Source organism: Gracilinema caldarium DSM 7334 (assembly GCF_000219725.1).
Taxonomy (GTDB): Bacteria; Spirochaetota; Spirochaetia; order Treponematales; family Breznakiellaceae; genus Gracilinema; species Gracilinema caldarium.
This window is the reverse complement of sequence record NC_015732.1, coordinates 1,074,883-1,100,492: the sequence shown is the minus strand read 5'-3', so window position 1 is coordinate 1,100,492 and position 25,610 is coordinate 1,074,883. Positions and strand designations below refer to the sequence as shown.

24 protein-coding genes are annotated in these 25,610 nt (G+C 50.4%); 13 read left to right on the top strand and 11 right to left on the bottom strand.

Annotation, left to right across the window (positions count from 1 at the left end):
- Window position 1: 1 nt before the first annotated feature.
- Complete coding sequence (locus SPICA_RS05070) at window positions 2-1,771, bottom strand: adenylate/guanylate cyclase domain-containing protein (RefSeq protein WP_013968461.1); 1,770 nt, start codon at window positions 1,769-1,771, stop codon at window positions 2-4.
- Window positions 1,772-1,879: 108 nt separating this feature from the next.
- Between SPICA_RS05070 and amrB the strand changes: the two genes are divergently transcribed.
- Window positions 1,880-2,755 carry an AmmeMemoRadiSam system protein B gene (amrB, locus tag SPICA_RS05065; RefSeq protein WP_013968460.1) on the top strand — a complete coding sequence of 292 codons (876 nt, stop codon included), beginning with the start codon at window positions 1,880-1,882 and terminating at the stop codon, window positions 2,753-2,755.
- Window positions 2,756-2,834: 79 nt separating this feature from the next.
- Here the strand turns inward: amrB and SPICA_RS05060 are convergent, their stop codons facing one another.
- Complete coding sequence (locus SPICA_RS05060) at window positions 2,835-3,419, bottom strand: tetratricopeptide repeat protein (protein ID WP_013968459.1); 585 nt, start codon at window positions 3,417-3,419, stop codon at window positions 2,835-2,837.
- A gap of 150 nt (window positions 3,420-3,569) precedes the next feature.
- On the opposite strand from SPICA_RS05060, the gene SPICA_RS05055 reads away from it, so the two are divergent.
- The 4 genes from SPICA_RS05055 (at window position 3,570) to SPICA_RS05040 (ending at window position 7,621) form a co-directional block, all read left to right on the top strand.
- Entirely contained in the window at window positions 3,570-4,322 is a 753-nt protein-coding gene (locus tag SPICA_RS05055; RefSeq protein ID WP_013968458.1) for a polysaccharide deacetylase family protein, read from the top strand.
- Between the two features lie 192 nt (window positions 4,323-4,514).
- Complete coding sequence (locus SPICA_RS05050) at window positions 4,515-5,306, top strand: ATP-binding protein (RefSeq protein WP_013968457.1); 792 nt, start codon at window positions 4,515-4,517, stop codon at window positions 5,304-5,306.
- The gene (locus tag SPICA_RS05045) at window positions 5,303-6,625 is read left to right on the top strand and encodes a DUF438 domain-containing protein (protein WP_013968456.1); all 1,323 of its coding nucleotides are present in this window, start codon (window positions 5,303-5,305) and stop codon (window positions 6,623-6,625) included. The genes SPICA_RS05050 and SPICA_RS05045 overlap by 4 nt, the downstream gene beginning before the upstream one ends.
- A 48-nt stretch (window positions 6,626-6,673) precedes the next feature.
- Window positions 6,674-7,621: a M15 family metallopeptidase gene (locus SPICA_RS05040; protein ID WP_169311858.1), complete on the top strand. Its 948-nt coding sequence runs from the start codon at window positions 6,674-6,676 to the stop codon at window positions 7,619-7,621.
- A 191-nt stretch (window positions 7,622-7,812) separates the two neighbouring features.
- On the opposite strand, the gene SPICA_RS05035 is transcribed toward SPICA_RS05040, so the two are convergent.
- Together SPICA_RS05035 and SPICA_RS05030 are read right to left on the bottom strand one after the other, a co-directional pair.
- Window positions 7,813-8,235 (bottom strand): bacteriohemerythrin, encoded by a 423-nt coding sequence (locus SPICA_RS05035; RefSeq protein ID WP_013968454.1) that lies wholly within the window; start codon window positions 8,233-8,235, stop codon window positions 7,813-7,815.
- Window positions 8,236-8,329: 94 nt separating this feature from the next.
- Window positions 8,330-9,688 carry a hexokinase family protein gene (locus SPICA_RS05030; RefSeq protein ID WP_013968453.1) on the bottom strand — a complete coding sequence of 453 codons (1,359 nt, stop codon included), beginning with the start codon at window positions 9,686-9,688 and terminating at the stop codon, window positions 8,330-8,332.
- A gap of 252 nt (window positions 9,689-9,940) precedes the next feature.
- Between SPICA_RS05030 and SPICA_RS05025 the strand changes: the two genes are divergently transcribed.
- Window positions 9,941-10,285 (top strand): cupin domain-containing protein, encoded by a 345-nt coding sequence (locus tag SPICA_RS05025; protein WP_013968452.1) that lies wholly within the window; start codon window positions 9,941-9,943, stop codon window positions 10,283-10,285.
- 57 nt (window positions 10,286-10,342) lie between these two features.
- Here the strand turns inward: SPICA_RS05025 and aspS are convergent, their stop codons facing one another.
- The 4 genes from aspS to SPICA_RS05005 are packed head-to-tail and all read right to left on the bottom strand — an operon-like array spanning window position 10,343 to window position 15,127.
- Window positions 10,343-11,719 carry an aspartate--tRNA(Asn) ligase gene (gene aspS / locus SPICA_RS05020; RefSeq protein WP_013968451.1) on the bottom strand — a complete coding sequence of 459 codons (1,377 nt, stop codon included), beginning with the start codon at window positions 11,717-11,719 and terminating at the stop codon, window positions 10,343-10,345.
- Window positions 11,707-13,194, bottom strand: coding sequence for an Asp-tRNA(Asn)/Glu-tRNA(Gln) amidotransferase subunit GatB (gene gatB, locus SPICA_RS05015; RefSeq protein ID WP_013968450.1), 1,488 nt, complete (start codon window positions 13,192-13,194; stop codon window positions 11,707-11,709). Before gatB ends, aspS begins: the two co-directional genes overlap by 13 nt.
- 2 nt (window positions 13,195-13,196) lie before the next feature.
- Window positions 13,197-14,723: an amidase family protein gene (locus tag SPICA_RS05010; RefSeq protein WP_013968449.1), complete on the bottom strand. Its 1,527-nt coding sequence runs from the start codon at window positions 14,721-14,723 to the stop codon at window positions 13,197-13,199.
- 41 nt (window positions 14,724-14,764) lie between these two features.
- Entirely contained in the window at window positions 14,765-15,127 is a 363-nt protein-coding gene (locus SPICA_RS05005) for a hypothetical protein (protein ID WP_013968448.1), read from the bottom strand.
- Between the two features lie 275 nt (window positions 15,128-15,402).
- Between SPICA_RS05005 and amrA the strand changes: the two genes are divergently transcribed.
- Entirely contained in the window at window positions 15,403-15,987 is a 585-nt protein-coding gene (amrA, locus tag SPICA_RS05000; RefSeq protein ID WP_013968447.1) for an AmmeMemoRadiSam system protein A, read from the top strand.
- Here the strand turns inward: amrA and queD are convergent.
- Window positions 15,984-16,361, bottom strand: coding sequence for a 6-carboxytetrahydropterin synthase QueD (gene queD / locus SPICA_RS04995; RefSeq protein ID WP_013968446.1), 378 nt, complete (start codon window positions 16,359-16,361; stop codon window positions 15,984-15,986). The genes amrA and queD overlap by 4 nt on opposite strands.
- Window positions 16,362-16,527: 166 nt before the next feature.
- On the opposite strand from queD, the gene SPICA_RS04990 reads away from it, so the two are divergent.
- From SPICA_RS04990 to SPICA_RS04980, 3 genes are read left to right on the top strand one after another with little or no spacing between them, the layout of a single operon-like run.
- The gene (locus tag SPICA_RS04990; protein ID WP_013968445.1) at window positions 16,528-18,198 is read left to right on the top strand and encodes a UDP-N-acetylmuramoyl-L-alanyl-D-glutamate--2,6-diaminopimelate ligase; all 1,671 of its coding nucleotides are present in this window, start codon (window positions 16,528-16,530) and stop codon (window positions 18,196-18,198) included.
- An 8-nt stretch (window positions 18,199-18,206) separates the two neighbouring features.
- Window positions 18,207-19,337: a D-alanine--D-alanine ligase family protein gene (locus SPICA_RS04985; protein WP_013968444.1), complete on the top strand. Its 1,131-nt coding sequence runs from the start codon at window positions 18,207-18,209 to the stop codon at window positions 19,335-19,337.
- Between the two features lie 2 nt (window positions 19,338-19,339).
- Window positions 19,340-20,281 (top strand): hypothetical protein, encoded by a 942-nt coding sequence (locus tag SPICA_RS04980; RefSeq protein WP_013968443.1) that lies wholly within the window; start codon window positions 19,340-19,342, stop codon window positions 20,279-20,281.
- 4 nt (window positions 20,282-20,285) lie between these two features.
- Here the strand turns inward: SPICA_RS04980 and SPICA_RS04975 are convergent, their stop codons facing one another.
- Both SPICA_RS04975 and SPICA_RS04970 read right to left on the bottom strand, forming a co-directional pair.
- Window positions 20,286-21,299, bottom strand: coding sequence for a DUF2804 domain-containing protein (locus tag SPICA_RS04975; protein ID WP_169311857.1), 1,014 nt, complete (start codon window positions 21,297-21,299; stop codon window positions 20,286-20,288).
- 80 nt (window positions 21,300-21,379) lie between these two features.
- The gene (locus tag SPICA_RS04970; RefSeq protein WP_013968441.1) at window positions 21,380-21,871 is read right to left on the bottom strand and encodes a DUF2147 domain-containing protein; all 492 of its coding nucleotides are present in this window, start codon (window positions 21,869-21,871) and stop codon (window positions 21,380-21,382) included.
- Window positions 21,872-22,023: 152 nt separating this feature from the next.
- Between SPICA_RS04970 and SPICA_RS04965 the strand changes: the two genes are divergently transcribed.
- From SPICA_RS04965 to SPICA_RS04955, 3 genes are read left to right on the top strand one after another with little or no spacing between them, the layout of a single operon-like run.
- The gene (locus tag SPICA_RS04965; RefSeq protein ID WP_013968440.1) at window positions 22,024-22,971 is read left to right on the top strand and encodes a hypothetical protein; all 948 of its coding nucleotides are present in this window, start codon (window positions 22,024-22,026) and stop codon (window positions 22,969-22,971) included.
- A complete protein-coding gene (murD, locus tag SPICA_RS04960) occupies window positions 22,961-24,514 on the top strand; it encodes a UDP-N-acetylmuramoyl-L-alanine--D-glutamate ligase (RefSeq protein ID WP_013968439.1) in 1,554 nt (517 codons plus the stop codon). The genes SPICA_RS04965 and murD overlap by 11 nt, the downstream gene beginning before the upstream one ends.
- A 13-nt stretch (window positions 24,515-24,527) precedes the next feature.
- The gene (locus SPICA_RS04955; protein WP_013968438.1) at window positions 24,528-25,541 is read left to right on the top strand and encodes an EF-P lysine aminoacylase GenX; all 1,014 of its coding nucleotides are present in this window, start codon (window positions 24,528-24,530) and stop codon (window positions 25,539-25,541) included.
- The last annotated feature ends 69 nt before the right edge of the window (window positions 25,542-25,610 follow it).

The window sequence follows — 25,610 nt, the reverse complement described above, 5'->3', positions numbered from 1 at the left end:
ATCATTTCTCCGTCATTACCTCTACCCCATCCCATTCGGTGGGGGGAGGATTTTTGGCATATCGCTGACACCGTTCCAGGTATTGCAGGGCGATGTCGTCTTCGGGCAATATAGTAAGTATTTTTTCAAAGAGTTCTGCCGACCGGGTAAAGGACCGGCGGTAATAAAGATCTACCGCCTCCTCATGAATCTTCCAGGCCTCTGCTTCGGCTTTGGTCAGCTCCCGGCGGGCGGTCAGGATGGGCACTCCCTGGGTCTTACCCTTAACCGCCACCTTATCTACCATGCGGCAGGGAATCTTGCCTTGTATGTGTTCATAGACATATTCAGAAAAAAGTATGGGCTGATGATAATGCTTGGTGAGCCCTTCGAGCCGGGATGCCAGGTTCACCGTGTCGCCGATAACGGTGTAGTTCATTTTTTTGTCACAACCAATGTTACCTACGGTAACAATACCATAATTGATGCCCACACCAATTTTAAATTCCGGCCCGCCGGTACGTTTCTGCTCATCATTGAAAATGGTAAGCGATTCGGTCATTTCAAGGCCTGCCAGCACCGAATCGAGGGCATCATGACCATGGCTGACAGGAGCCCCAAAGACCGCCATAATAGCATCGCCTATGTATTTATCCACCATACCATTCTGGGCAACGATCACATCGACCATAATGGAAAAATAGCGGTTTAGGGCGTTGACCAGCGCATCGGGAGCCATCTTTTCAGAGATGGTGGTAAAACTGCGGATATCAGAAAAGAGGATTGCCACATCCCGGTTATTTCCCACAAGCATTTTATCGGGATTGGTAAAGACCTCATCAATCACATCTTTAGGAACATAGAGCTGAAAAATGTTGCGGATCCGATTTTCCCGTTTCTGGGCTACTACTGCCTCGAAGGCATATTTCTTAATCTGGTTATAAGCCTGGTCTAGTTCCTCCAACATGAGGTTAAAGGTATGGGAAAGCTGGCCAATTTCATCCTTATACAATACAGAAACCCGCTCAGAGAGGTTGTTAGATTCAATAATATGCCGCATGACCTGGACAACCTTTTCGATGGGCCGGGTCAGGTAATTGGTCATAAGAAGGAGGAACAGTATACTGATAAGGGTAGCCCCGACTAAAATGTAAAGGGTCGTCTGAGCGATGGTTTCAACATCACCGAAAAAGGCCTGCCGCTGTTCGGATACAAAGACCTGCCAGCCAAAGGGGGCAAAGGGAAAGGTAACAGCAACCCGTTCGATGCCCCCCAATTTCATAGTGATGAATCCCCGCTGGCCTGCAGGCACAGTCTGCTGAAGTAATGCTACCTCGGCGGCGAGATCCACTGGGTTTGCGGCCCCTGCTGCTGAGCCTGACTGCTGATTGCCGCCCCCTTGCAGATTACCGGCGGCTTGCGGTACCCCCCCTTCCAAGGTCCCTCGAGAGCTGCCCAACGGGAGAGATCCCACCTGGAGAGCAAGTTTGCCATCCCTATCGATAGCAAAGATTGCCTCGGTAGAACTGCGCATAATATTGCGGCCAAAGGATTCTACCGCCGCCTGAGCTGCCTGTTCCATATCCGATCGGCCAACAAAGCCGTTATCCACCAGGAGATTCCACTGACTGTTAGCATAGGTCTCCAGTTCCTCTGCCTTAAAAGTTAAAAAATCCACCGCGAGCTGGGTTACCGCAGAAGCGGCAGAAAAATAGGAAGAAACACCAACAAGCACCACAGAGGCAATTAAAAGCGGTATAACAACAATTATAATTTTAAGGCGGATACTCATAAAAACAGTATATCCTGAAATAATTAAGATTTCAAAGAGGTTTTGAAAAAAAGCATCTGGTTGACTGGTCTACTTGCAAATATGTAGAGTACGACCTAAAATAAGAACATGCAATATCAAAATACCAGTCCTGCCGAATACCATCGAAGCCGAAGTCCCGTTATGGCAGGGATGTTTTACCCTGATACAGATGCCGCTCTTCGAATTGCTTTGAACCGGTATTATGAAATCAGTGGCATGCAGGGACCCGAAACGAGAACCGACTGTAATCCCCTTGGTATTATCGTACCCCATGCAGCATGGGAGCTTTCTGGTCTTCTCTTGGGTCGTGCCTTTTCCTTGGTTAGAAAGCGTCCTATAGAACAGGTTGTTTTATTAGGCCCTCTCCATGCCAGTACCCAGGAAGGGATCTATGTAAGCGAATCAGACAGTTTTGAGACCCCTATAGGAGATCTCTGGGTTCATAAGAATAAGGTTGATGAGCTTCTCTCCTGTAGTACCATTTTTGAACTGAATGATATACCTCACCTCTCTGAACATTCCCTTGAGGTAGTTCTTCCCTGGATAGCCGATGCATTTCCCCAGGTTTCAATCATTCCCATACTTATCGGCACCTCACGAACAAATCATATCCATGCCCTGAGCCGAGCTCTGGAATTGTGTTTTTCTGATGAATTGGACAAAACCCTTTTTATCGCCACCACTAATGTTTCGGCCCATTATGATAATGACGAAGCCTTTGAGCAGGGCCGCCGATTCCTGGAACTTGTACAGACAGGTGACGGGGCACAGTTATTACAGCTTGCCCAGCAGGGTCACATTACGGCCTGCGGAGCCGCTGGGGTTGCCGCCCTGCTGCAGTGCCGGTTCTGGGAAGTAGCGCCCCTTCCAAAACCGCATCTCCTGGGACAGGCTTCGTCCCGGGGTATCTGGGAAGAGGAGGACAAATCAGTCCATTACGCTGCCCTCTGTATTCCCCGCTAACACCAAGGGATGCTTCTATAAAGCTTGTATCTGGCTGATCACATGAGTCCCGCCATAGATCCAGGGTACCCACCGCATCTTACCGGAGATATCGCTTTAAATTCTGGATATGATCGATGGCTAGCATTTTCAGATTGATGGGGGAGTCCTCGGTGGCAATCCGATCAAGAAGTTCCATGGCAGACTCCAGTTCACCCTGGCGTAGACGTACCGATGAAAGGGCATACATGGCCTGGTAATCAAACTGGTTAAGCCGGTAGGCTTCCTCGATCATCCGGGAGCCCTCTTCAAAGTCCCCGAGCCGGTCCAGCACCACCCCCAGATTTCGGAGTACCCCCCCATCCTGGGGAGCCAGTTCCAGGGCCCGTTTCAGGGCTTTTTCAGCCTTTTCGAGAAAGCCGAGCCGGTAGTAGGCACAGCCTAATGCTTCATGGGCTTCCGGAATTGTTTCCTGAAGCGCCAGAGCCCGTTCCAGGGCTTTAACAGCCTTCTGGTGCTCTCCCCCTTCAGTAAAGGCAATACCCAGGGCGGTCAGAGCTGAACAGTCTGTGGGGTCCTCCGCCACAGCTCGTTCCAGAAGGCAGACTGCTCCTTCATAATCCCCATGAGCTATCATATCATTGGCGGCCAGCAGATCCTGGGCCGAGACACCATCATCAATCATATTCATCAACCTTACCAATAAAATACTCAATTTGTAACAGCGGTTACAGAAAAAAATAATACTTTTCTATAATAGTCATATAAGCACTTGGTAATAGGAAAGAGACGAGCAGTCATTGACAGGCCTAAGACCACTTTGGTATCCTTTCGCATGTATCGTAACTCGGTATTACTCCTATTATTACTTTTCATTATAGCCCCCTGGACATTCTCAGCGAACAATCAGGTCATCATTTTAGTGTATCATACGTTTTTAGGGGCCCATACCTCCTCCCTTGATTTTTCTAAAGAAGAATTTATACAACAGTTGGACAAAATCGCCCAGTATGGATTCCATTGGGTATCCTTGGACGATGCGGTGGCAGGAAACGTGCAGGGGTCCAAAAATATTGTTATGACCATTGACGACGGGAACCACTCGGTACCCTCGGTGGTAACAGACGTTTTACTGCCCCGGCACATCGTACCCACCCTCTTTATCAGCGCTAAGTTAGCGGAACGAAGCAAGTTCGCCTTCCGACCGGAGGTGGTGAAGCAATTGTCCGACCTAGGGTGTATCATCGGGGCCCATGGCTTTACCCATCAATATGTGACAAAAAAAGCCTTTGAAAGCGATCCCCAGCGAAGTCGAGACGAAATAGAAAAACCGGGCCCCCTTATAAGCCAATGGACAGGAAAGGCAGTTCCCTATTTTGCATTACCCTTTGGGGCTAGTTCCGACGAAGCTCGTCAGCTGTTAATTAAGGCCGGCTATTCCTACGCTTTTTTAGCTAAATCCCACATTGTGCCCGTTGATTTCACCGATCCCCAGTTGGATCACTACGCCGTACCCCGGACCATCGTTTATCGCTGGAATATAAACCAAATCCTTGCCCAATTGGAAAAACTAGGAGCAAAACCGTAACAGGGACCGCACTGCACTTATGGTTTGTGATGATCAGAGCCCAGCTTTGCTTTCGTAGCCTCTAAAATACTCAATTTGTAACAGCGGTTACAGAAAAAAAATAATACTTTTCTATAATAGTCATATAAGCACTTGGTAAGACATACCAATGGAAGTGCCCATATACTACTATCTTTATGGTGAGGAGTTTGTATGAAACGGAACATCATTACAATAGATGAATCTCTCTGCGACGGCTGCGGAGCCTGTACCAGCGGCTGTCCCGAGAGAGCCCTCCAGCTCATCGACGGCAAAGCCCGCCTCGTGGGGGACCTCCTCTGCGACGGCCTCGGGGCTTGCATCGGCACCTGTCCCCGGGGTGCCATCAGCATAGAACAGCGGGAAGCCGAACCCTACAACGAAGAGCTCGTCATGAGAAACAACATCATCCCCAAGGGTGCAAATACCATTCAGGCTCACCTGGAACACCTGTACCATCATGGCGAATCAGCCTACCTCAGAACCGCCCTGGATGTACTGGCCGATGAGGGCGTTCCGATTCCGCAGGGCTTCGTCGACCTCATGGCGGAGGTTCATCAACCTGAGAACCGAACAGAACAGCCCAGCGCCCTCACCCACTGGCCCATCCAGCTCCATCTGATCAACCCCCGCTCCCCCCACTTTACCCGGTCAAACCTCCTCCTTGCGGCAGACTGCACCGCCTTTTCGGTGGGGAATTTTCACAGTCAGTGGCTCGCAGGTAAATCCCTGGTAATAGGATGCCCCAAATTAGACGACGGGATTGAACGATACATAGAAAAGCTTATTCTTTTAATTGATGAAGCTAAGGTGGATACGATTACGGTCCTCAGGATGCATGTGCCCTGCTGCGGGGGCCTTGTGGCAATAGCTCAGCAGGCCCGCAGTCAGGCGAAGCGGAACGTACCCATTAAAGCGGTTACCGTAGATGCGGAAGGGACCATCTTACAGGAGGAATGGCTATGAGCGAACTCATTCAGAATGATGCGTATAAAAAGGAAGAACTGAAGAAAATTATTAAGCGGCTCCATGATGGAGAACCGGTGAGCCGGGTCAAGAAAGATTTCGATACCCTCATTAAGAATGTCAGCGCCGAAGAGATTGCTGCCATGGAACAGGCCCTCATGCAGGCTGGCATGCCGGCGGAGGAAATTCAGCGGCTCTGTGAGGTCCATGTCACGGTCTTTGAAAACACCCTGGAAAGCCAGGGAAAACCGGAAAAACTGGCAGGGCACCCCATCCATACCTATATGGCAGAAAACGATGCGGGTCGGGCTTCACTGAAACGGCTCAAAGCCGCATACCGCAGGCTCTTCTTTCCCTGGGGACGGAGCAAAGCGGCCATCGACGCCTTGACCCGCGGGGTGGAAGATTTTAAAAAGATTGTCATCCATTACACCCGCAAGGAAAACCAGCTCTTTCCCTACCTCGAGCAGGCTGGGTTTGATGCACCCTCTAAGGTTATGTGGGGCAAACACGACGAAATCCGCGCCCTGTTCCGGGACATCGACGGGGCCATACAAAACCAGGATTATGGCACCGCTGTCCGGAAAGCCCGGCTTCTTGCAGGAAAGGCTCAGAAAATGTTCTTTATGGAAGAACATATTCTCTTCCCCACAGCCCTGCGCAAACTGGATGAAAAAACCTGGGTTACGATCCGCCGCGGCGAGGATGCCATTGGCTACGCATGGGTACGTCCGGGCAGTCTCTGGGATCCGGATATTATAGAAGCCAGATTGATGAACCAGCAGTCGGCAGCAGCGGCTCCCGCTGGCGGAACAGAAAACGCCGCCCCGGCACGCGCTGTTGAAGCAATGGTCGCTTCGCCCACCGGAAGGACTGCTGAAACAGCAGTCCCAGCCCCCGATCAGGTACCGGGGGTGGTAAAACTCGGCGAAGGCTGGATGACCAACGAACAAATCGACCTTATGTTAAAAAATCTGCCTATCGATATATCCTTTGTGGATGAACATGACCGGGTCCTGTACTATTCGGACAACCCAGAGCGGATCTTTCCCCGAAGTCCCGGTGTCATCGGCAGAAATGTGGCAAACTGCCACCCCCCAAAAAGCGTCCATATTGTACAGCGTATCGTCCAGGCATTCCGGAACAAAGAAAAGAAGGTTGCCGAATTCTGGCTGGAATTGGGAGGAAAATTTGTTCATATCCGCTATTTTCCCGTCTATGATGATCAGGGTAATTACCGGGGCACCCTGGAAGTAAGCCAGGATGTTACCGCCATTCGTGCCCTGCAGGGCCAGCGACGCCTCCTCGATTGGGATTAAAGAACAACCTTGCAAAGAATTGGCCGGTTGTGTATGGTTGCTGTACCCATGGAACAGCGGTCATATACTACCGGAACAAAACGATTCCTTGCAGGTTGCAGCATTCTCCTCATAAGTATATCCCTTTATCCGCTGTCCCCGGCCCCTCAGATTCGCCCATCAATCCATGCCCGGCAGGTTCTGGAAGCCTACCGGCGGGCCTATCCGGACCGTATAGAGTCAGTCGCCTGGCAGAACAATGACTGGGTCATCCAAATACAGGGAGAACTGTTTTATTGGGCCCAAGGGCGGCTCCTTCCGGAAAGCCACAGGGAACGGTGGCAGGAATATAAGCCCTATGTGTTTTACCTGTATCCGGATGATGCTCCGGCCCCCCAAAATTACACTGCGGAGCGGATTGCCGAATTGGAACGTATCGGCTCTGCAGAACACCAGATGAACGGCCCGGATCACCACAACGGTTTCCGTTCAGCCCTGTATGGGGGAGCAAAACGGGGCGACGTGGAACGCAATCTGGTGAAGGTCCGTTTTTTAGGCAAAACAATTTCCGTCCATGCCATGATTCAAGAGCAGGTCCTGCGGATTGATGAACGGATCCGCGGTTTTGCAAAAACCGACAGTGATGTGGCTCAGTTTCTTACCAATCTGGGATCAATAGGGGGCTACAACTGGCGGGAAATCCGGGGGACCAGCCGCATCAGCATGCACAGCTTCGGCCTTGCTATCGACATACAGCCAAAGCGGCTCGGCTCAAAGGCAATTTACTGGCAGTGGGAAGCGGAACGGAACCCCCAATGGATGCTGGTCAGCCAGAGCAACCGCTGGGCTCCGCCGGAAGCGGTTATTAAAGCCTTTGAGGCAGAAGGCTTTGTCTGGGGCGGCAAATGGGACCTCTATGACCAGATGCACTTTGAATACCGCCCTGAATTGCACGAGATCAGCAAACTCTATATGATTTTCAGCACCCTGCAAAAATATGGCATTGGGGGAGAGTAATATGAGGCTATTCGCTTTTTCATAGCCCTTAATATAGCCTAGCAGTTTGTCGGACTTGTCCGAATAATTAAAAAAAATCGCGGACAACCGCGATTTTTTCCTTTTTTGGGGCAAGTCTCTAGGGCTCATTATACCCTTGGTGGTCTTGCAGCCACGATCGGTTTCATAACGTAACTAAAAGGCCTGGATGATTACCATCTCTTATTACCAGACATAAATTCCTTATAGGACTGGTCGGATACGGCTATATGTTCCAAAGTCCAATCTCGCAGGTAGCGGGCAAAATGGTTAGGAACAAACTTCCTCCCCTCTTGAAAGGCCTTCACTTCTTCTAGAATGGTTCGAATAAACGCTTCGTGCTGCTTTTTATGATTCTGGTAATCGGGATACCCCGCTTCTTGCAGCATCCGTTCCTCGGTAGCAAAATGATCCTTCACATAAGCTACAGCTTTTTTTATCACACTGCCAAAATAAGCTCGGGCAGCTTCTTCGCCCTGGGTGCATCCTTCATAGAGCTCATTCGCCATCTGGACAAGGCGCTGATGCTGATCATCAATGAGGGGAATACCTACTGAATACCGTTCATTCCATTCAATGAGGGTTCGCTCGTTCATAGTAATAAAAATATATACCTTAATTTATATAAAAAATAAAGAAGGAGCCCCAGAAGCGGGGCTCCTTGCATCAATATGAAATTGTAAGTTGCCCTTATTTCGAGAGAGCAGCTACCGCCGCACCAAAGAGGGAGGCCTGTTCCACAGGGGATACCACGATGGAACGGGGAGCTTTGGCGGAGAGTATGGTATGCAGGTAGGATTCCAGGGCGGGCCGCATGCCCTTGTAGACCATATAGGTGGTGCCTTCGACTGCTACCCGGACGGGCACAAAGGGATCATAGCCAGCACCGGTTTTTTCTACCGCCGCTGCCACCGCTGCTGCAGCAAAAAGGGCGGCCCGCTCAGTGATGATTGAGGTCAGGAAGACCAGGGTTGCCAGGGCATCCCGCTCATCCCGATCAAAGAGGGAGCCGATGGGGCCTTCCCCTGCGAGGGGGTTGTGCATAAAGGCGTTCAGGTCCTTGGTCTGCAGGTTCTGCATAGCAAGAAGCTCACCGGATTTGCGGAACACCAGCACGCCGTCCTGTACCGCTTTCTTAAGCATATAGAGGGTCAGGGGTCCCAGGTACGCTCCGGCCATGGTTTTTTCAAAGGTGTATTTTCCCGGATTTTTCAAGGTTGCATCGAACTCTTCATCAAGCCGCCCCAGATAACGGGGATGGAAGCTGCCGGTTTCGCAGACCACAATCTGGGGAGATTTGGGCGCATCAAAGCCGATTTTGGGGATCCGTGTTTCAGGATAGGCCACATTCATTCCCGTACCGAGGATAAAACCGATCACCGGTCCGCCCTCGACTCCATAGATATCCGGGCCCTTACGATGGCCCCCATCGGCGGGAATCTCCGCAAGACCCGAAAGGAGGGTCGCCACTGTATCGTTCAAAAGGACAATCCGGTCTGGGGCTTTAACACCCTTGCGAGCAAGGGCTTCCCGGAGTCCCGCACCGATAGCCTTACCGATGACTTCAGGGGCATCTACTTCCTTGCTGAAACCTAAAAGAATGCCATCCGCATCCTTGGTCATTTCCATAGGATAGGAGAAACAGAACCCGATACCCTCCACATGGGGGTTTTCCTTCAGAAGCGGCGTAGTTACCTCGGCGATCTCATCAAAGAATTGCTGGGCTTTCAGCTGGCCCTTGGTTCCGGGCATGTGAGTTTTCTGGGTATGCTCAGCTATGGCCTTACCCTTTTCATCAAAGCGGACCAGGGCAGCCCTCAGGTTGGTACCGCCCGCATCCAGGGCAATCACAGCTTTGCCCGGGGGAACCGCAGAGACAGGGTACAAATAGGAGGGCAGCATCGGCAGGGTAGATGGATCTCCCCGAAGACCCCGCTCCATTTCTATAACCAGGTCCTTTACGAGGGCAACCGGGTCACAAACCCCATAATGGAAACCATAATAACGGGCAAAATCAGCCAGCAGTCTGGGATCAAAGGATGAATGCATAGGGACCTCCAAAAACTCGTACGTAATTGGTAAAAATCAGGAGCTTTTGGGGCGTCTGGGTACCCCAAATCCTACAGCTCGGTATCTCTTTTTATACCAGAACCGGTTCTGTAGCAATAGGGCGATAGCGGAATGTGAATTAGTCGGGGACTCCCAAAAGCACCCTGGAACTGATACAATATGAAGGCTTTTAAAACATAATAGGCGCCTTTAAACATGCAGTTTTTAGAGGTGCCCATTAGGAGGTTTCTCATGGTGCGTCACGAAAGTGAAATCACTCCCCTTCCCATGCAGGGCAAGGAAATAGAAGGGGTCATGAAACAAATACTCATCGGGCCCCGGGATGGTTATGAGGGCTACCTCAGAGTCTTTACCGTAGCCCCGGGCGGGCACACCCCCTATCATCAGCACCCCTGGTGGCATGCAAACTATGTGCTTTCAGGGGAAGGAATCGTACATATTGATGGAAAGGACTACCCGGTACGGGCGGGTTCAGTGGCCTATATAGAGGGGGGCAAATCCCATAACTTTGCCAATACCGGGACTGCCCCCCTCAAGTTCATCTGTCTCGTACCGCCCGAAGGGGACTCCTACTGAAGCGGATGCCTGGGGGGGGGACTGTCATCCTATAGGGCGAGTCGGTAGCAGTCTTTCTCAGGGTGACACACGGCGGCGGTCCCGAGGGAATAGGCTCGCTTCTTTTACGTTGGTAAGGCCCAGCACCTTCTGGGTAAGCCGTTCACAGCCGATAGCAAAGCCCCCATGGGGCGGGCATCCATATTTAAAGACCATGAGATAATCCTTCAGATCTTCTGCCTTCAGTCCAAAACGGGGCAGAACGTCGAGTAAGGCCTGGTACTGTTCCTGACGCCTGCCGCCGGTGGTAATTTCCAGACCCCGGAAGAGGGCATCGAAGCTCATGGTATGGGTTGCGGAGGAAGGATAGGTATAAAAAGGCCGATGCCGCCGGGGAAACTGGTTCACAAACACAAGCTCTATCCCCTTTTCCCGGCCAGCCCAGGCGCAAAGCAGCCGCTCCACTTCAGGGCTTATCTCAAAAAAGCTCTGACCTCCCCCGCTCTTTGATGATACACCGGCAGTGCTCCCCCCGCGGCTTGCTTCTGACCGGGCCAGTTCCAGCCCTTCATCGTGAGCTATGGTCGGGGCTTTGAATACCGAGTCCGGATCGGGGACCGTTGCATTCCACAGCGCCAGATCCTCTGCATTTGTTCGAGCCAGGGCTTCGAAAATATGGGCTAATAGATGCTTTTCCAGTTCGATAAGGTCCGCTTCGCTTGAAATAAAGGCCATTTCCACATCCAGAGAAACATACTCGTTCAGGTGCCGGGGGGTATCGTGTTTTTCGGCCCGGTATGCCGGCGCGATTTCAAAGACCCGTTCAAGACCGGAAGCAATCATGGTCTGTTTATAAAACTGGGGTGACTGGGCGAGATAGACCTTTTTATCAAAATAGTCTACCTCAAAAAGTCCCGTGCCCCCCTCGGTACCGCTTCCGATGAGCTTGCTGGTTTTAATTTCCGTAAAATTCTCTTTTCGCAGGTATTCCGCAAAGGCTTCGATAATCGTGGACTGGACCCGAAAAATACTGCGGATCCGGGGGTTTCTGAGGGACAGGGGCCGGTTATCCAGGATTACATCGAGGCCGATTTTCGTCACATCCCCGTTTACCGGGAAGGGCAGATCAGGCTCTGCCCGGGAGAGGACCCTCAGGTTTTGAACGCGGACCTCTGCCCCGCCGGGGGCCTTATCATTCAGCGCCGCAAGGCCCTGGACGGTGATCACCGATTCCAGAGTCAGGTCAGTTTTTTCTTCCAGCACGAGCTGTACGAGTCCCGACCGGTCCCGGAGCATAATAAAGCTTACGCCCCCCAATTCGCGGATCCGGTGTACCCATCCGGAAAGTTCTACCGCCTGTCCCGGTTCAAGCCTCGAAGCCGCCTTCTGGACAGAGTCGGTCCGGGCAACATCCTTTCGGGCAATGTCAGTAACAGCTTTTGCTAACACACGCATGATGTCGCCTCTCCAATAGCTTTTTCTAAGTGCTCCTTCACAAGGATCGGATCACAGCGGCCCTGACTTTCTGCCAGGACCTTCCCCACAAGATAGACCGTGAGGGTTTCATACCGTTTCTGGTTTCCATGTTCCAGGGCGGATAGGGCTTCCTGGAAACTCCCCGCTTCTTTTTCGCAGACCGCCTTCACATACCGGTGGATCACCTCCGGGTCCTGGATTATCTGCCAGCCCCGTTCCTGTACGATGGCCAGCGGATCCCGATCCTCCGCAATGGAAAGCTCCAACACCTGTTTGGCGATTTTCCCCGAAATGGATCCCCGACCGAGAAGCTCCACAATCTGGGCAAGCCGCTCGGGCCTAAAGGACCAGCGGTGCATCGACTCGGGGGCTATTCCATCCCGATTCATAATCCGTTTCACATCCGCCGCAAGCCATAGGGCGATGCGACGGGCCGCCTCTTCCCGTTCGAGCCCTTCGATAGCCTGAACAGCCGCCTCGAAATAATCCGCCAGAGCCCGTTCTTCACAGATATATTCCGCCTGCTCCAGGGGAAGTCCATATTGATGAACCAATCGTTCAAGCCGATCCAGGGGCAGTTCCATCAGCCTGGCCTTAATCTCCTGGCGGTAAGTATCGGTTATTTCCAGGACCGGCAGGTCCGGTTCGGGGAAAAACCGGTAATCATGGGAATCTTCCTTACTTCGCATAGGTTCAGTCTGATCCCGGTTCTCGTTCCAGAGCCGAGTTTCCTGTTTCACTGTGCCGCCAGCTTCAAGGATTCCCCGTTGCCGATCAATTTCATAATCCAGGGCTAGCCGGACAAAGCGGGATGAGTTCAGGTTCTTAATTTCTACCTTGCGTCCGAGGCCAGCACCTTTCAGATTGACCGACACATTGGCGTCGGACCTGAGGGAGCCCTCCTCCATATTGCCGTCACAGACGCCGAGGTACCGCACCAAGCGCCTCAGTTGCTGAATAAAAGCCTCAGCCTCCGCCCCGGTTTCCATATCCGGCTCGGTAACAATTTCCAGCAAAGCCGTTCCTGCCCGGTTATAATCCAGCAAGGTCACATTCCCTGCATGAATCATCTTGCCCGCATCCTCTTCCAGGTGGCATTCCTTAATACGGACCCGCTTTTTCTGACCCTTAAAGAGTATATCTATATACCCACCCTGCCCTAGAGGCGAGGCGAACTGGGAAATCTGATAGTTCTTCGGCATATCAGGATAAAAGTATTGTTTCCGCTCAAACCAGGTGCGGTCGGGAATACGGCAATGTAATGCCTGGGCAACCAGGGCTCCCTTATCAAAGGCATCCCTGTTTAGGGCGGGCAAAACCCCCGGATGCCCCAGGCAAACAGGACATACATTGGTATTCGGTTCTGAACCAAAAGCGGCCTTACAGGAACAAAAAACCTTGGTTTTCGTTAAAAGATGGATATGAATTTCTAGACCGATAAAGGACTGATACATGGCTACCTCCAATAGCTCTGAAATCCCTCAGGATGGGGAATCGGATGATCCGCTTCATATTCCGCCGCAATTGAACAGATCAGTTCTTCTGAGAAGGGAGCCCCAAGAAGCTGGACTCCCACAGGAAGGCCCCCCTCAACTGAAGCAGGAAATGTAAGGGCAGGAAGCCCCGCTAGGTTCGCCGGGCAGGTAAACAGATCCGCCGCTTTCTGGGCAAAGGAAGACAAGGCTGGTCCTCCCGCTCCCCTGTTCTTACCGGCTCCCCCCTTGTCACCCACGGCCCTGCCAAATGCCCTGGTGGGGAACACGGGCATCAGCAGCGCCTGGGGCCCATCCTTTCCGGAAAAGAGAGCATAAAATTCCCTGGTAATCTGCTTACGGAGCTGTTGGGCCCGCAGATAATACCGGTCCTGAAAACCGGAACGAAGCACAAAGGTCCCGAGCAATATCCTGAGCTTGACCTCAGAGCCAAAGCCCATGGCCCGGGTTTTATCAATTAAATCTTCCGGGTTTTCTGCCCATTCAGGACGCTTACCATAACGGATACCGTCAAAACGAGCCAGGTTCGCACTGGCCTCGGCAGTGGCGATGGTGTAGTACACCGGCACCGAATAGGCAAGGGAAGGAATAGTAACCTCTCGGATTTCATAGCCCAGGTCCCGGTAGGCATCTACAGCCTTGGAAAATCCTGCAAGGACTTCTTCTTCCAGCAGGTTGATGAGTTGCGCATCCTCCTGGACGCCTCCTTCGCCAACTTCGTATAAATCGTTGTCATCGCGACGGGTTTTACTCACCAAAGCGGCACCACGAACTACCGCACGTATTGCCTGTACTAACGAAACGGGGTCAAGCACTGCCAGGACTTTTTTGTTACCCGCTACAGGGTGCCACGCCCCATGCACAAGCCGGGCGGCGGCGGTGGTTTGGTCCATCGGGTCCGGTCCCTGGATGATGCGGAACACATCCCGGGCCCGACCTACGGAATCCGCCAGTACCCCAATGGTTTCGAGGCTCGAGGCATAGGCCACAAGGCCATAGCGGGACACGGCTCCGTAGGTCGGCTTTAACCCCACAACCCCGCAAAAGGCTGCAGGCTGGCGGACCGAGCCCCCCGTATCGGACCCCAGGGCAAAGGGCACAAGGCCCGCCGCCACCGCCGCCGCCGAGCCCCCTGAGGACCCTCCGGCCACACGGCTGTCATCCCAGGGATTATTGGTCCGTTTCAGGGCTGAGTTATCCGTGCTGGACCCCATACCAAATTCATCCATATTGGTTTTACCGATGACGACAGCCCCGGCAGACTGCAGGCGTTTCACCGCTGTGGCCGTATAGGTAGCCCTAAAGGATTCCAGCAGTTTGGAAGCACAGGTAAGACCAAAACCTTTTACTGCAATATTATCTTTAACCGCAAAGGGGAGTCCTGCAGCGGGCCAGAGCTCAGGCTCACGAAGTTCTAAAAATGCACCGATACGATTTTCCCAGGCCGTAACATAGGCCGGAAAACCGTCCTTATCGACGGAACGAGACATACAGACCTCCGAAAGAAACAGTAAGAAATTTTATTAGATGCTTACAGGACGTTGGGCACCACAATGAAATTACCATTTCGTTCGCCGGCCTGATTCAACAGGTCATTATTGTTTGGCTGGTTTTCACTATGGTTTCCCACATTATTGAGAGCATTAATAGTAAGATTGGCTGCATTGGCAGGGGAATTATTATTATTAAATTGATGAATAGATACTACTACATCAGAATGAACCGCTGTAATATCAGCTGTGCCGGTGGTATCGGCTATGCTTCCGTCCGCTGTCTGCATAACAGCAAAATAGTCGAGCATTTGCTCGAACGCAGGAAGTGCAGCGCCCAGGTCCTCTTCGTTTAAACCGAGATGGGACAGCCGGGCGGTCACCTTTAAATCATCAAGTTTCATACCTATGAATTACAGAAAAATCCATACATTGTCAAGTATAAATATACATTTATTAAAGGTTTTATGGGCTTTTATTGCATTTTTATACTTTTTCATGCAAATTAATACTTATAAACCCTTATTTTCTCTTTATTCCTCGGTAAGATCGTACAACCCATACACAGCTTGCTTCGAACTGATACAAAGCCCTTTACTGAAAAATCCGGGAAGTTGCAAAACTGGCATATTTTTGCAGAACATTCTATACTTTTACTAGAAAACAACGGAGGCTGAAAGTGAAACTTGAGTTAACCGAAGATGAAAAACAGTGTCTTTTACAGGAAGCCCGGGAGTCTATTGCATCCCAGCTTGATGGACGGCCGCCCCAGTATGAGCGACCCGATTCAGTAGAAGCACAGATTACATCGGGGGTTTCAGCCCTCACCGTTCCCTGCGGAGCTTTCGTAACCCTGCATAAGGGGAAAGAACTTCGGGGCTGTATCGGCAGAATGATCGCCCTTCGACCCTTGGAAGAAACAATCCGGTCCATGGCCCAGGCCGCCGCCTTCGAAGACCCCCGCTTCCCGCCCCTTCGAAGAGACGAACTGGACCAGTGCCAGATTGAAATTTCAGTTCTTTCCCCTATGGAACGCTGTTATGATCCCCGGTCAGTACAAATCGGGGTCCATGGCCTCTACCTGGTTCATCGCGGCTATTCAGGGGTTTTGCTTCCCCAGGTACCAGTGGAACAGGGCTGGAACCTGGATGAATATCTGGATTATATTTGCCGTAAGGCTGGCCTACCTCCCGGGGCTTACAACGAAAGCGGAGCTGAGCTATATACCTTTACTGCCCTTGTTTTCAGTGAAACAAAGACCTAATCCCGTACATACCGGGCCATATTGGTAGGGGTTTCATAAACATCTACCGCATACAGGAGCTTTGCATTATAACCACCATGGGAAAGCAGGGTCAGCATTTCATCAAAAATATACTTTGCAATCCGCTCGGCGCTGGGATCCCCGGAAAATACAGAGAACTCATTCAGATTTTGATGATCCAGCCTACCGCAGACTTCGCGGAGCAGTCCCTTAAGGACACCAAAATCGATGAGCATCCCCCCCGTATCGAGCTCCGACCCCCGGGCCCAGAGCCGTACCCGGTAATTATGACCGTGAAGACGCTCGCATTTTCCATGATAGTGGCTCAGAAAGTGGGCCGCTGCAAAATCAGTTTCTACCCGTACTTCGTACATGGCAAGAGCATAGCCTGAAAAACCCCTCCCTGTCGAGGCTCACCGGTTTCCAGACGCACCTTGTACATACCTGTTTCTGGACACCTCAAAAAACTGTTTTTTATAGGTCTCCCTAGAGCATTCGCCCCCTTTACCGTTCTTGGTATACAATGGTATCATCCCTAGCATGGATCGACGATTTTCAGAGTTTTTCAACCCAGGGTTGGTAAAACGGGTTAACTGTCAGGTTTTGCGGTACAAGGGCCAGGTTTTTAAGCTTTCTCCAGAGGCTGATACACTGCCCCCCTTTACAGAAGCCATCCAATCCGCCATGGATGCATGCATACTCACCGATGTCACCTATGACTCCCGACAGGTACAACCAGGGAACATATATTTTGCCCTCCCGGGGCTCCATACCGATGGTCACCAGTATATACCCCAGGCCATTGAGCGAGGCGCTGCGGTTATCGTTCATCAATATGAATTGGACCACTACGAACCTGAGGTCATCTACCTGCAATGTTCCGACTCCCGCTTTGCAATGTCACCCATATCGGCTATTTTTTTTAACGAACCTTCAAAAGAACTTGGTATCATCGGAGTAACCGGTACGGAGGGCAAGAGTACCACAGTTTTTTTAATCTATCAGCTCTTAACCCTGACGGGTAAAAAAGCGGGCTTTATTTCGACTGTACAATACCGTATTGGCGATAAGGAAGAGTGGAATCCTGAACATCAGACCACTCCGGAAGCGCCCACCATTCACCGGGCTCTGGCGGCCATGCGGGACTACGGTATGGAATATGCGGTCATTGAGTCCAGCTCCCACGGCCTTTCACCCCGGACAAACCGTTTGGGGGATGTGGCCTTTGATGTGGGGGTCATGACCAATGTAACCCATGAACACCTGGAATTTCATGGTACCTGGGATCAGTACCGCAGTGACAAGGCCAACCTCTTCCGGGTTCTGGACAAGGTAAATCATGAAAAAGCCCTGAGAAATGGGCCCTTAAACGAGATGGGACTTCGGCTTCCGGTCCGTATTCCATCCTTCTCGGTAGCCAACGCAGACGACCCAAGTTGCACCTATTTTGCCAATGCGACCGAACGGCGAACTTATACCTACAGCATTCACGGAGAAGATGCGGACTTGTCCATCCGAAACTTGGAAGGTACCGATCGGGGGAACAGCTATGATATCTGGGTCAGGGCAACCGGTGAAATCCTCCATGTACAGGATAATCTGCCGGGAACCTTTAATGCGGCTAATGTTATGGCCTCATTACTGGTGGTTTCAGGCCTGGTAGGACTTCCTGTAACAGACCTGGTGCCTTTAGTACCCCGCCTGAGACCGGTACGGGGTAGAATGACGGTCATCAACCGGGGTCAGCCCTTCGAGGTCATCGTGGATTATGCCCATACGCCCTCTTCCTTTGAAACGGTACTTCCACCTATAAAAAAACGGATCGAGGGTCGGGGCGGCCGTCTCATCAGCCTCTTTGGTTCCGGCGGTGAACGGGACCGGGAAAAACGGCCCCGGCAGGGTAAAATTGCCGCAGACTGGTCCGACATTGTCATTTTGGCCGACGAGGACCCCCGTGGGGAAGATCCCATGGAGCTTCTGGAAGAAATTGCCGCAGGCTGTTCTGAACTTGTACGGGGAGAACAGCTCTACCTCATACCGGACCGGCCCCAGGCGATTCGCAAAGCCTTCAGTCTCGCCCAACCGGGCGATGTGGTCCTGCTTCTGGGAAAGGGTCACGAAAATTCTATCATTTATAAGGATCATACAATCCCCTATGATGAAATTGGGGAAGCAGAAAAGGCTCTGGCAGAAATGGGCTTCACAAACTGAGGTGTAACATGGGTGAAACAAAACAAACCGTAGCAGTAATCTATGGCGGCCGTTCGGGAGAGCACGAGGTATCCCTCATTTCAGCTGCTTCAGTAGTACGTAATCTGGATACAACTAAATATAAGGTTCTTTTAATTGGTATAGATAAACAGGGGGGCTGGTACCTCCAAAAGGATGATGAACTTGAACGTTGCCTAGCAGGAGCGGCGGCCTTAGAAATTCATACTGATGTACAGCGCCGGGTATCTGCGGTCTGTGGTGGTGAAACAAAAGAAACCTTCAGCACCCCTGCTACAGGCGCTCTATCGGTAGATGTGGTTTTTCCGGTCCTGCATGGAACCTTTGGCGAGGATGGCACTATTCAGGGGCTTCTGGAGATGGTAAATGTCCCCTATGTAGGTGCAGGGGTCTTGGGAAGTGCCATTGGCATGGACAAGGAAATTGCAAAAATTCTCTGGATCCATGCAGGACTGCCGGTGGTGCCTTTCATTTCAGTCCGCAAACTGGACTGGGCTGTATCTGAAAGGCGGAAACAAATCATTGAACGGGCCGAACGGGACTTCATGTATCCCCTCTTTGTAAAACCCTCCTGTGCAGGCTCTTCGGTTGGAGCGTCCAAGGCTCAAGACAGACAGAGTCTTGAAAAAGCCGTAGCAGAAGCGCTGCTCTGGGATGACAAGGTCCTCATCGAGCCCTTCATTCCCGCCCGGGAAGTGGAATGCTCTGTCACCGGGAATGAACGGCCCGAAGCATATACTCCGGGGGAAATCGTACCCACCCATGAATTTTACGATTACGAAGCAAAATATATCGATCCCGATGGGGCAGCCCTTCTCATACCAGCGGACCTCTCAGAAAACGAATTTAAAACCATCCGGGAGATTGCGGTAAAAGCCTACCGGGCAGCGGAACTTTCGGGACTTTCCCGAATTGATTTTTTTGTTCGCAAAGATACCCGGGAGATACTCCTTAATGAAGTGAATACAATGCCAGGTTTTACGACCATTAGCATGTTTCCCAAAATGTGCGAAGCCTCCGGGCTCGCCTATGCAGACCTGCTGGACAGGCTCATCAAATTAGCTATTGAACGGTACGACCAAAAGAATTCCCGCAGCTATTCCTATAAGAACGGAAAGTAATCATGACCCTTTCGTTCTTGAAACTGCATGTGGCAGGCCATGATTTCATACTCATCGATCAGGATAAACTGGCTATGGAGCTGTCGAAGTCACAGCCATCTCCAAGCCTTATCGCAGAACTCATACTTGATCGCCGTTGTGGTGTAGGTGGTGATGGCTGTATTTTTATGGCTACGGACTGTGGGTTACCCCCCACGAGAGGGATCTTTACGGATGAAAGGTCCCTTTTAGGAAAAGGTTCCCTAAAAGGTCGTCTTTTTACCAGCGATGGCCGAGAAGTCCCCCTCAGTGCTGATGCTCTCCTTTGTATTGCCCGCTATGCCCTGGATACAGGCCGCAGCAGTGCCTCAGTGTTACGTATTCAGGATCCCTTTTCTGAAACAGTCTTTGAACTCAAGGCTATCGATTCCCGCAGTTTCATGTTCACTATCCCCTATCCCAGGGTTCAACCTCTTACCCTTATCGTGGATGGAAAAACAGCCCATGCATACCGTGTCCAGTTGGGATCATCCTACCTCGTTGCCTGTGCGATTCCCAATGGACCAGGATCAAAACGGGTCCGACAAGCCCTACAGGCAATGGAAAAAACAAATGATATTCCCCTGGTATTAAGATTACATGCTAAGGATATAATCCGATATGTTGGACCAGAACGGTCTGACCGTATAGAAGGAGCTATTGCGGCGGTGCTTGCCGCAGGATTTCAAGGATATATCACCGAACCAGTCGTTCCGGGGATCGAAGGGGCTATCGTCGCTGAGTGGCGGGGCCGGGGAGGCGCTGTAAGTTATGCCAGTTTCTCTCAGATAGCAGCTCCTGATCAGATTTCCGGCCCCGCCACGCTGATAGATCGAGGCCGTTTTTGGGTAAACCCTAATCGAAATCACGGTATTCAAGTTGTCGGTAAGGCTGAATATGTGTTTGATGGTAGCTTTGATATATAAGATATTAGAGTTTTAATTTTTGCTGTTCAGTATAACTTGGAATATTGTGAAATGTGTAAATCGATCCTGTTTCTTCAATAAATGCACCTGATATGTAACCAAATACACGTCGTTCTTTAATAGTCTGAAAAAACAGACTGTGTTTAATTCGGTATTCTAACACTGGTTGAAATTCCATAGAAAGCCGTTTATCATCGCTTGAAAAATACCAGGGGGCTAACCAATCCCGGGGGCTTATCCTGAAAGTGACGTGCCCCAACTTATGAAGCTTACCATCTAAAAAAAAGGCATTCTCTGTACCACTACTATTGTCTTCCATACCATAACCAATACAAGATCCAATTAGCCGCCCACCACAGACACCACTAGCAATGGCAAGATAATGAACTTCCCCATGGGGATAACAGCCCCGATTCCAATCCAGAGCCCCCCAGCCATTATCAGTAGTAAAAATCAATTCTTCGTTTCCCAATTGCATGACACCTTCGACTTTATAAGTAGGATTTCTAAGGTTATAACGGAAGGCTTTCTTATCCCTACGCCAAGGTTGTACCGTTGCAAGGCCTTCCTTTGTTTCAAAGGGTGTAAGAACCACTACACCACGCAATCCCGTCCCCCCATAAAAGGTGGGTAAATCTACCTTAATAAGCCTGCTGCCTTTTTCCATCACAGAGAAATCTATAATACAATTTTTCTGTTTAATCTTTACCGTACCACTATCACAGGACGAAGGCAAATCGACCATACCAAGGGGCGTGGTAATGCGATAGGCATCATAAAAGGTTGCACCCTGTACCATATTGGAAATCTGTACCGAAGCGTATATCATTCGGCCCATATTGGTAATTTCAAAAACTAAAATGGCCATATCTGAAAACAAAAAATACCGGTCATATTCCACGATTCGGGTAAAAGCACCCCGAATAGCTGATCGGCTATATAACCAGAGGGGCCCTCGGGCCCACCCGGTGTGCACGAGCTTACCCTTTTCATTCAATAAAGATTGAGGAGTTTTCACTTCTTCAGCAATAGACGGCCTTCTTCCTTGCATACAGTGTATCGCAGCAGGTTTTTCTCTTAAGATTTTTAAGACTTTTTTTACTTTAGTTCCATTTCTGTAGCCCTCAGCCAGTACTGACTGCGGCCGATACCAAGACCTATTTCACCTCGCATCTCAAGGACATCGGTTTTATACTTTTTCCCATCCGCTGGCCGGAAGGTTATTTTGCAGTTGTAGATATCCCCTTTCCTAACATCTATAATAAAGCCGCCTTCCCATTGGCCAGGGGCTTTTTTCTTAAGACCGTAAATCCAGGGGGTGCCTACCACCTTCATCTGGTTTACAGACCCCGGTACTGGAAAGTTTTTATAGCTTGGTTTGGCGGCAGTAGCGATGGTATCATCGGGTTTTCCAACAATTTTCAGTATCTCACCATAGAGCACACCATTTTTCTCATATATTTTCCAGAAGGCAGTCGCTACACCGTCCTCATCCACACTTTTCCAGAGACCCTCCACAGGATCGGCAGCAAAAAGCGCCATACCAGTAAGGGTCAATAAGGCCGCAACGAAAACAAAAAGCTTTTTCATAGTAATTCCTCCCAATAAATTTTGTAAGAGGCATCTCTCATAATGTATTTAGAAGACAGCTCTTGCCCATCATACTATGAAGTCTGGCTAGAGGCAATGAAATTTTATTCGAATTGAAATTACATGTATCCCGTAGTATCATTAACAAAACAATGGAACAATTATTAAATGAAATACGCCCCGGTTATTCGGATCGTATCATCAACCAAAAGTTACAAAGCCCCCACAGTTTTTTAGAAAAGCCCTATAGCCACCATTATAACCAAAGCGAAGAATATTTTATTCAGGTACCAGAGCCCTTTATCGTTCCCCGCTTTCCCATTCATCACGATGTACGACAGTCCGTCCCTCGAACAGACTATTCCAATGCACTCCATGATTTTATTGATGTAATGTTACCCCTGGTGCCCGACTTTTTTTCGGATCTGAATTACTTCTTTGATCCTGCAGAAATACAAAAGCCTTGTTTTTATCGGGTTTACAAGATCGGTGAAAAGTATTTTCTTTTTCTACTCCGGATAAATCTTCAATATCGTCCCCTTGAACACGAACTCATTGAACGGGGTTCCAACGATTATACCGCTGTGTACCGAACCAATCGGCTTTATCTTGAAAGTGACTGTATACCTCTGGATACGGTCTTGACCGAAATGGGTAAAATTGTTTCTTTTAAGATACACCAAACCATATCAAATACCTGGATCGGCGAAACCGGTAAGGGTTATCTCGTCCGGGGCATCTGGATTGACACGGAACTCACTAAATTCTTTACCAAGCTGTTTATCGCTGAAGGACAGAGGATGTATCCCTATTATCCCTTTACCTGTAAGTATAAAACCATTTGTATGACCATACTGGGCCCTACACCGGAACGACGCCGACAACTCCTACCATATCTGCAGGGGGCTCTGCACTTTCTGGAACCCTATCTAGAAAAAATACAACACGCTCTCAAAACAGTTCCCTTTTCGGAGGAACTGTCCCTCTTTAAGGAACTGCATCAAAAAGTGAACAGCAACTATAAAAAGCTCTGGACGAACCTGACAGTTACAGCATATCTTAACCGACAGGAACAGAAGGAGTTTCGGATTGAATTCTAAATTTTCTGGAAGCCGTGTCGTCGTCATGGGACTGGGCCTCAACGGTGGCGGGCTCGAAGCAGCCCGGTATCTTGCAACCCATGGAGCCCAGGTCACCGTTACGGACCTGCGGGATGAAAAGGTGTTACGACCCAGTATCGAAGCACTGGCAGATTTACCAATACGGTTTGTTCTTGGGAAACATGAGATTGATGATTTTAGGTCCGCTGATATGGTGGTAAAAAACCCTGCGGTACGGCCAGATTCGCCCTATTTAGCGGCAGCCCAGAGAATTGAAACAGATATTTCCCTCTTCCTGCAAGAAAATCCTGCCCGTCTCTGTGCAGTAACCGGATCTAAGGGAAAATCCAGTACTTCCAGTGCCCTTCACTGGGTCCTTTCTTCAGTTCGGAATAAGGTTTCTGCTATGGGCATGGACCTTCCCAAAGCCCCACAGGTAAGCCATTCAGCAAACCCTCACGAAAACAGCGGATCTGTATCTCACCATAGCTTCCTGCCAGGCAAGGCCTATCTGGGTGGAAATATCACCGTGTCACCCCTTATTTTTCTTGACCAGCTCACTCCTGAGGACGATGTGGTTTTAGAGCTTTCGAGTTGGCAGCTCGGGGACCTGCGAGCCCGTAGGGTGTCATTACAAGACCATGAAGGAACCGCTGAAGCCCTGGATACCGGGGCCACCCGGGCTCTCTTAAAACCCCGGGTCGCTATCCTGACCACCATACTGCCAGACCACCTGGACCGCTATGGAACCATGGAAGCCTACGTGGCAGATAAAAAAGTCATCTACCAGGGTCAGGACAAAACTGATGTTACCATTGTTGGCAGTGACTCCTGGGGGGGGCTTTTTAGCCGGGAAAGCCCCGGACGGCCCCGGACCTACCAGACCTGGGGCACAGACCAGGCTGTTTCTCAAGAAGCCCTCGATGGCTGGCTCGCAGGTCCCCAGGGTCCTGGCTTAGCCCGCTTATCCGATGGCTCCATTGTAGAAGTAGTACCTGAACGAACGCTGGTACCGGGCATACACCAGAAACAGAATCTTCTTGCCTGTGCTTTGGGGCTGCTTGACCTCGGACTTCCTCCAGAGATGATTCGGGAAACCCTTGCCACCTTCCCTGGACTAGAGCATCGGCTTGAGTTTTTCTTTGAAACTAAGGGGATTCGTTTCTATAACGACACCGCCGCCACCATTCCGGAAGCTGCCGCTGCGGCAATAGAAGCTTTTGAGACAGGACCGATTCTAGTTACCGGCGGCACTGATAAAAACCTCGATTTTAGCCCTCTGGCTCAGGCCTGTAAAAGGGCAAAACAGGTTATACTCCTGGCAGGAACTGGCACAGAAAAACTCCTCCAGCTTCTTAACACGTATGGAATTTCCTATCGTGGTCCCTATGACAATCTGGACAAGGCAGTGCTATCAGCCCTCGAAGCGGCGATCACGGGGGACAATGTGGTACTAAGTCCCGGCTGTGCTTCCTTCGGTATGTTTCTGAATGAATTTGACCGGGGAAGAAAGTGGAAGGAAGCGGTACAACGATTGGCGTAAAAAGGTATTTCTGATGGACATAGAACTCTTAGAAACACGAAGTCGGACTTTTCGAAATATTCGTTCCTTTTTTGACAGCAAAGCATATCTTGAGGTAGACACTCCGACTCTTGCATCTCACCTCATTCCGGAAACCTGCCTCGAAGTTTTTAAAACCGAATATGTTTTGCCGCCGGATAGTCAGGGCAGACATCGCAGAAAAGAGTACTATCTGGTCCCATCCCCAGAACTCTGGATGAAACAGCTCATTGCCCAACACCGGCGAAGCATGTATCAAATTTGCAAATGTTTTCGTAATGGTGAATCCACAGGGGAACTGCATAGTCCTGAATTTACTATGCTGGAATACTACACCATGGATGCGGATTACCGGGATTCGATTGCAATTACCGAAGAGCTTTTTAAAGCAGTACTTCCTCAGGATGTGTCGATAGAGCTAAGGCCTCCCTTTTTGCAAATACCCATGGAGGAAGCTTTTTTACAATGGGCAGGCTTTTCTCTCTATGATACTGCAGCACAAGGCAGGGATGCGATGGCAGAAAAAGCACAACAACTTGGCTTACCCGTTCCTGATTTCTTGGACCTGGGGGACCTCTACAATCTCATCTTTGTACATGCGGTAGAACCCCAATTGCCCCGGGACCATCCTGTGGTCCTCATGGATTATCCTGCCTTTGTTCCCTGCCTTGCAAAAAACTGTAAGGGGAAACTGGCCAAGGAACGGTGGGAACTCTATGTACGGGGCATTGAGCTTGCCAACTGTTACACGGAAGAGACTGATCCCGATGAGGTCCGCCGTTATTTTGCAGCGGAAGGGGCTAAAAAACAGCAGAAAGCCCTCATTCCCCATGCCATCGATACAAATTACTGGCACATATTTCAGAACCGCAGGAATGCACTGGGCGAAGCCCAATCCTTCCCTGCATGCTCCGGGGTGGCCATGGGTCTGGATAGGCTCATCATGGCTATAGTGGGCCGATCAACCATAGACAGTGTCTTACCCTTCCCCATGACAGGGAACCAGTAGGTACTCAGTTCCGCCGGAGCCAACCTTTAACAACCTTTGACAGCCCCGGTAGATTCTTCCTTTGCCAGC

Bases quoted from the DNA above. Each gene is read 5' to 3' on its own strand.
- SPICA_RS05055 (WP_013968458.1), top strand. From the start codon at position 3,570: ATGTATCGTAACTCGGTATTACTCCTATTATTACTTTTCATTATAGCC.
- SPICA_RS05040 (WP_169311858.1), top strand. From the start codon at position 6,674: ATGGAACAGCGGTCATATACTACCGGAACAAAACGATTCCTTGCAGGT.
- SPICA_RS04980 (WP_013968443.1), top strand. From the start codon at position 19,340: ATGACCCTTTCGTTCTTGAAACTGCATGTGGCAGGCCATGATTTCATA.
- SPICA_RS05070 (WP_013968461.1), bottom strand. From the start codon at position 1,771: ATGAGTATCCGCCTTAAAATTATAATTGTTGTTATACCGCTTTTAATT.
- SPICA_RS04970 (WP_013968441.1), bottom strand. From the start codon at position 21,871: ATGAAAAAGCTTTTTGTTTTCGTTGCGGCCTTATTGACCCTTACTGGT.
- SPICA_RS05035 (WP_013968454.1), bottom strand. From the start codon at position 8,235: ATGAACGAGCGAACCCTCATTGAATGGAATGAACGGTATTCAGTAGGT.
- SPICA_RS05050 (WP_013968457.1), top strand. From the start codon at position 4,515: ATGAAACGGAACATCATTACAATAGATGAATCTCTCTGCGACGGCTGC.
- SPICA_RS04955 (WP_013968438.1), top strand. From the start codon at position 24,528: ATGGACATAGAACTCTTAGAAACACGAAGTCGGACTTTTCGAAATATT.
- gatB (WP_013968450.1), bottom strand. From the start codon at position 13,194: ATGTATCAGTCCTTTATCGGTCTAGAAATTCATATCCATCTTTTAACG.
- SPICA_RS05045 (WP_013968456.1), top strand. From the start codon at position 5,303: ATGAGCGAACTCATTCAGAATGATGCGTATAAAAAGGAAGAACTGAAG.
- SPICA_RS05060 (WP_013968459.1), bottom strand. From the start codon at position 3,419: ATGATTGATGATGGTGTCTCGGCCCAGGATCTGCTGGCCGCCAATGAT.
- SPICA_RS04985 (WP_013968444.1), top strand. From the start codon at position 18,207: ATGGGTGAAACAAAACAAACCGTAGCAGTAATCTATGGCGGCCGTTCG.
- SPICA_RS05010 (WP_013968449.1), bottom strand. From the start codon at position 14,723: ATGTCTCGTTCCGTCGATAAGGACGGTTTTCCGGCCTATGTTACGGCC.
- SPICA_RS05030 (WP_013968453.1), bottom strand. From the start codon at position 9,688: ATGCATTCATCCTTTGATCCCAGACTGCTGGCTGATTTTGCCCGTTAT.
- SPICA_RS04990 (WP_013968445.1), top strand. From the start codon at position 16,528: ATGGATCGACGATTTTCAGAGTTTTTCAACCCAGGGTTGGTAAAACGG.
- SPICA_RS05005 (WP_013968448.1), bottom strand. From the start codon at position 15,127: ATGAAACTTGATGATTTAAAGGTGACCGCCCGGCTGTCCCATCTCGGT.
- amrB (WP_013968460.1), top strand. From the start codon at position 1,880: ATGCAATATCAAAATACCAGTCCTGCCGAATACCATCGAAGCCGAAGT.
- aspS (WP_013968451.1), bottom strand. From the start codon at position 11,719: ATGCGTGTGTTAGCAAAAGCTGTTACTGACATTGCCCGAAAGGATGTT.
- SPICA_RS04965 (WP_013968440.1), top strand. From the start codon at position 22,024: ATGGAACAATTATTAAATGAAATACGCCCCGGTTATTCGGATCGTATC.
- SPICA_RS05025 (WP_013968452.1), top strand. From the start codon at position 9,941: ATGGTGCGTCACGAAAGTGAAATCACTCCCCTTCCCATGCAGGGCAAG.
- queD (WP_013968446.1), bottom strand. From the start codon at position 16,361: ATGTACGAAGTACGGGTAGAAACTGATTTTGCAGCGGCCCACTTTCTG.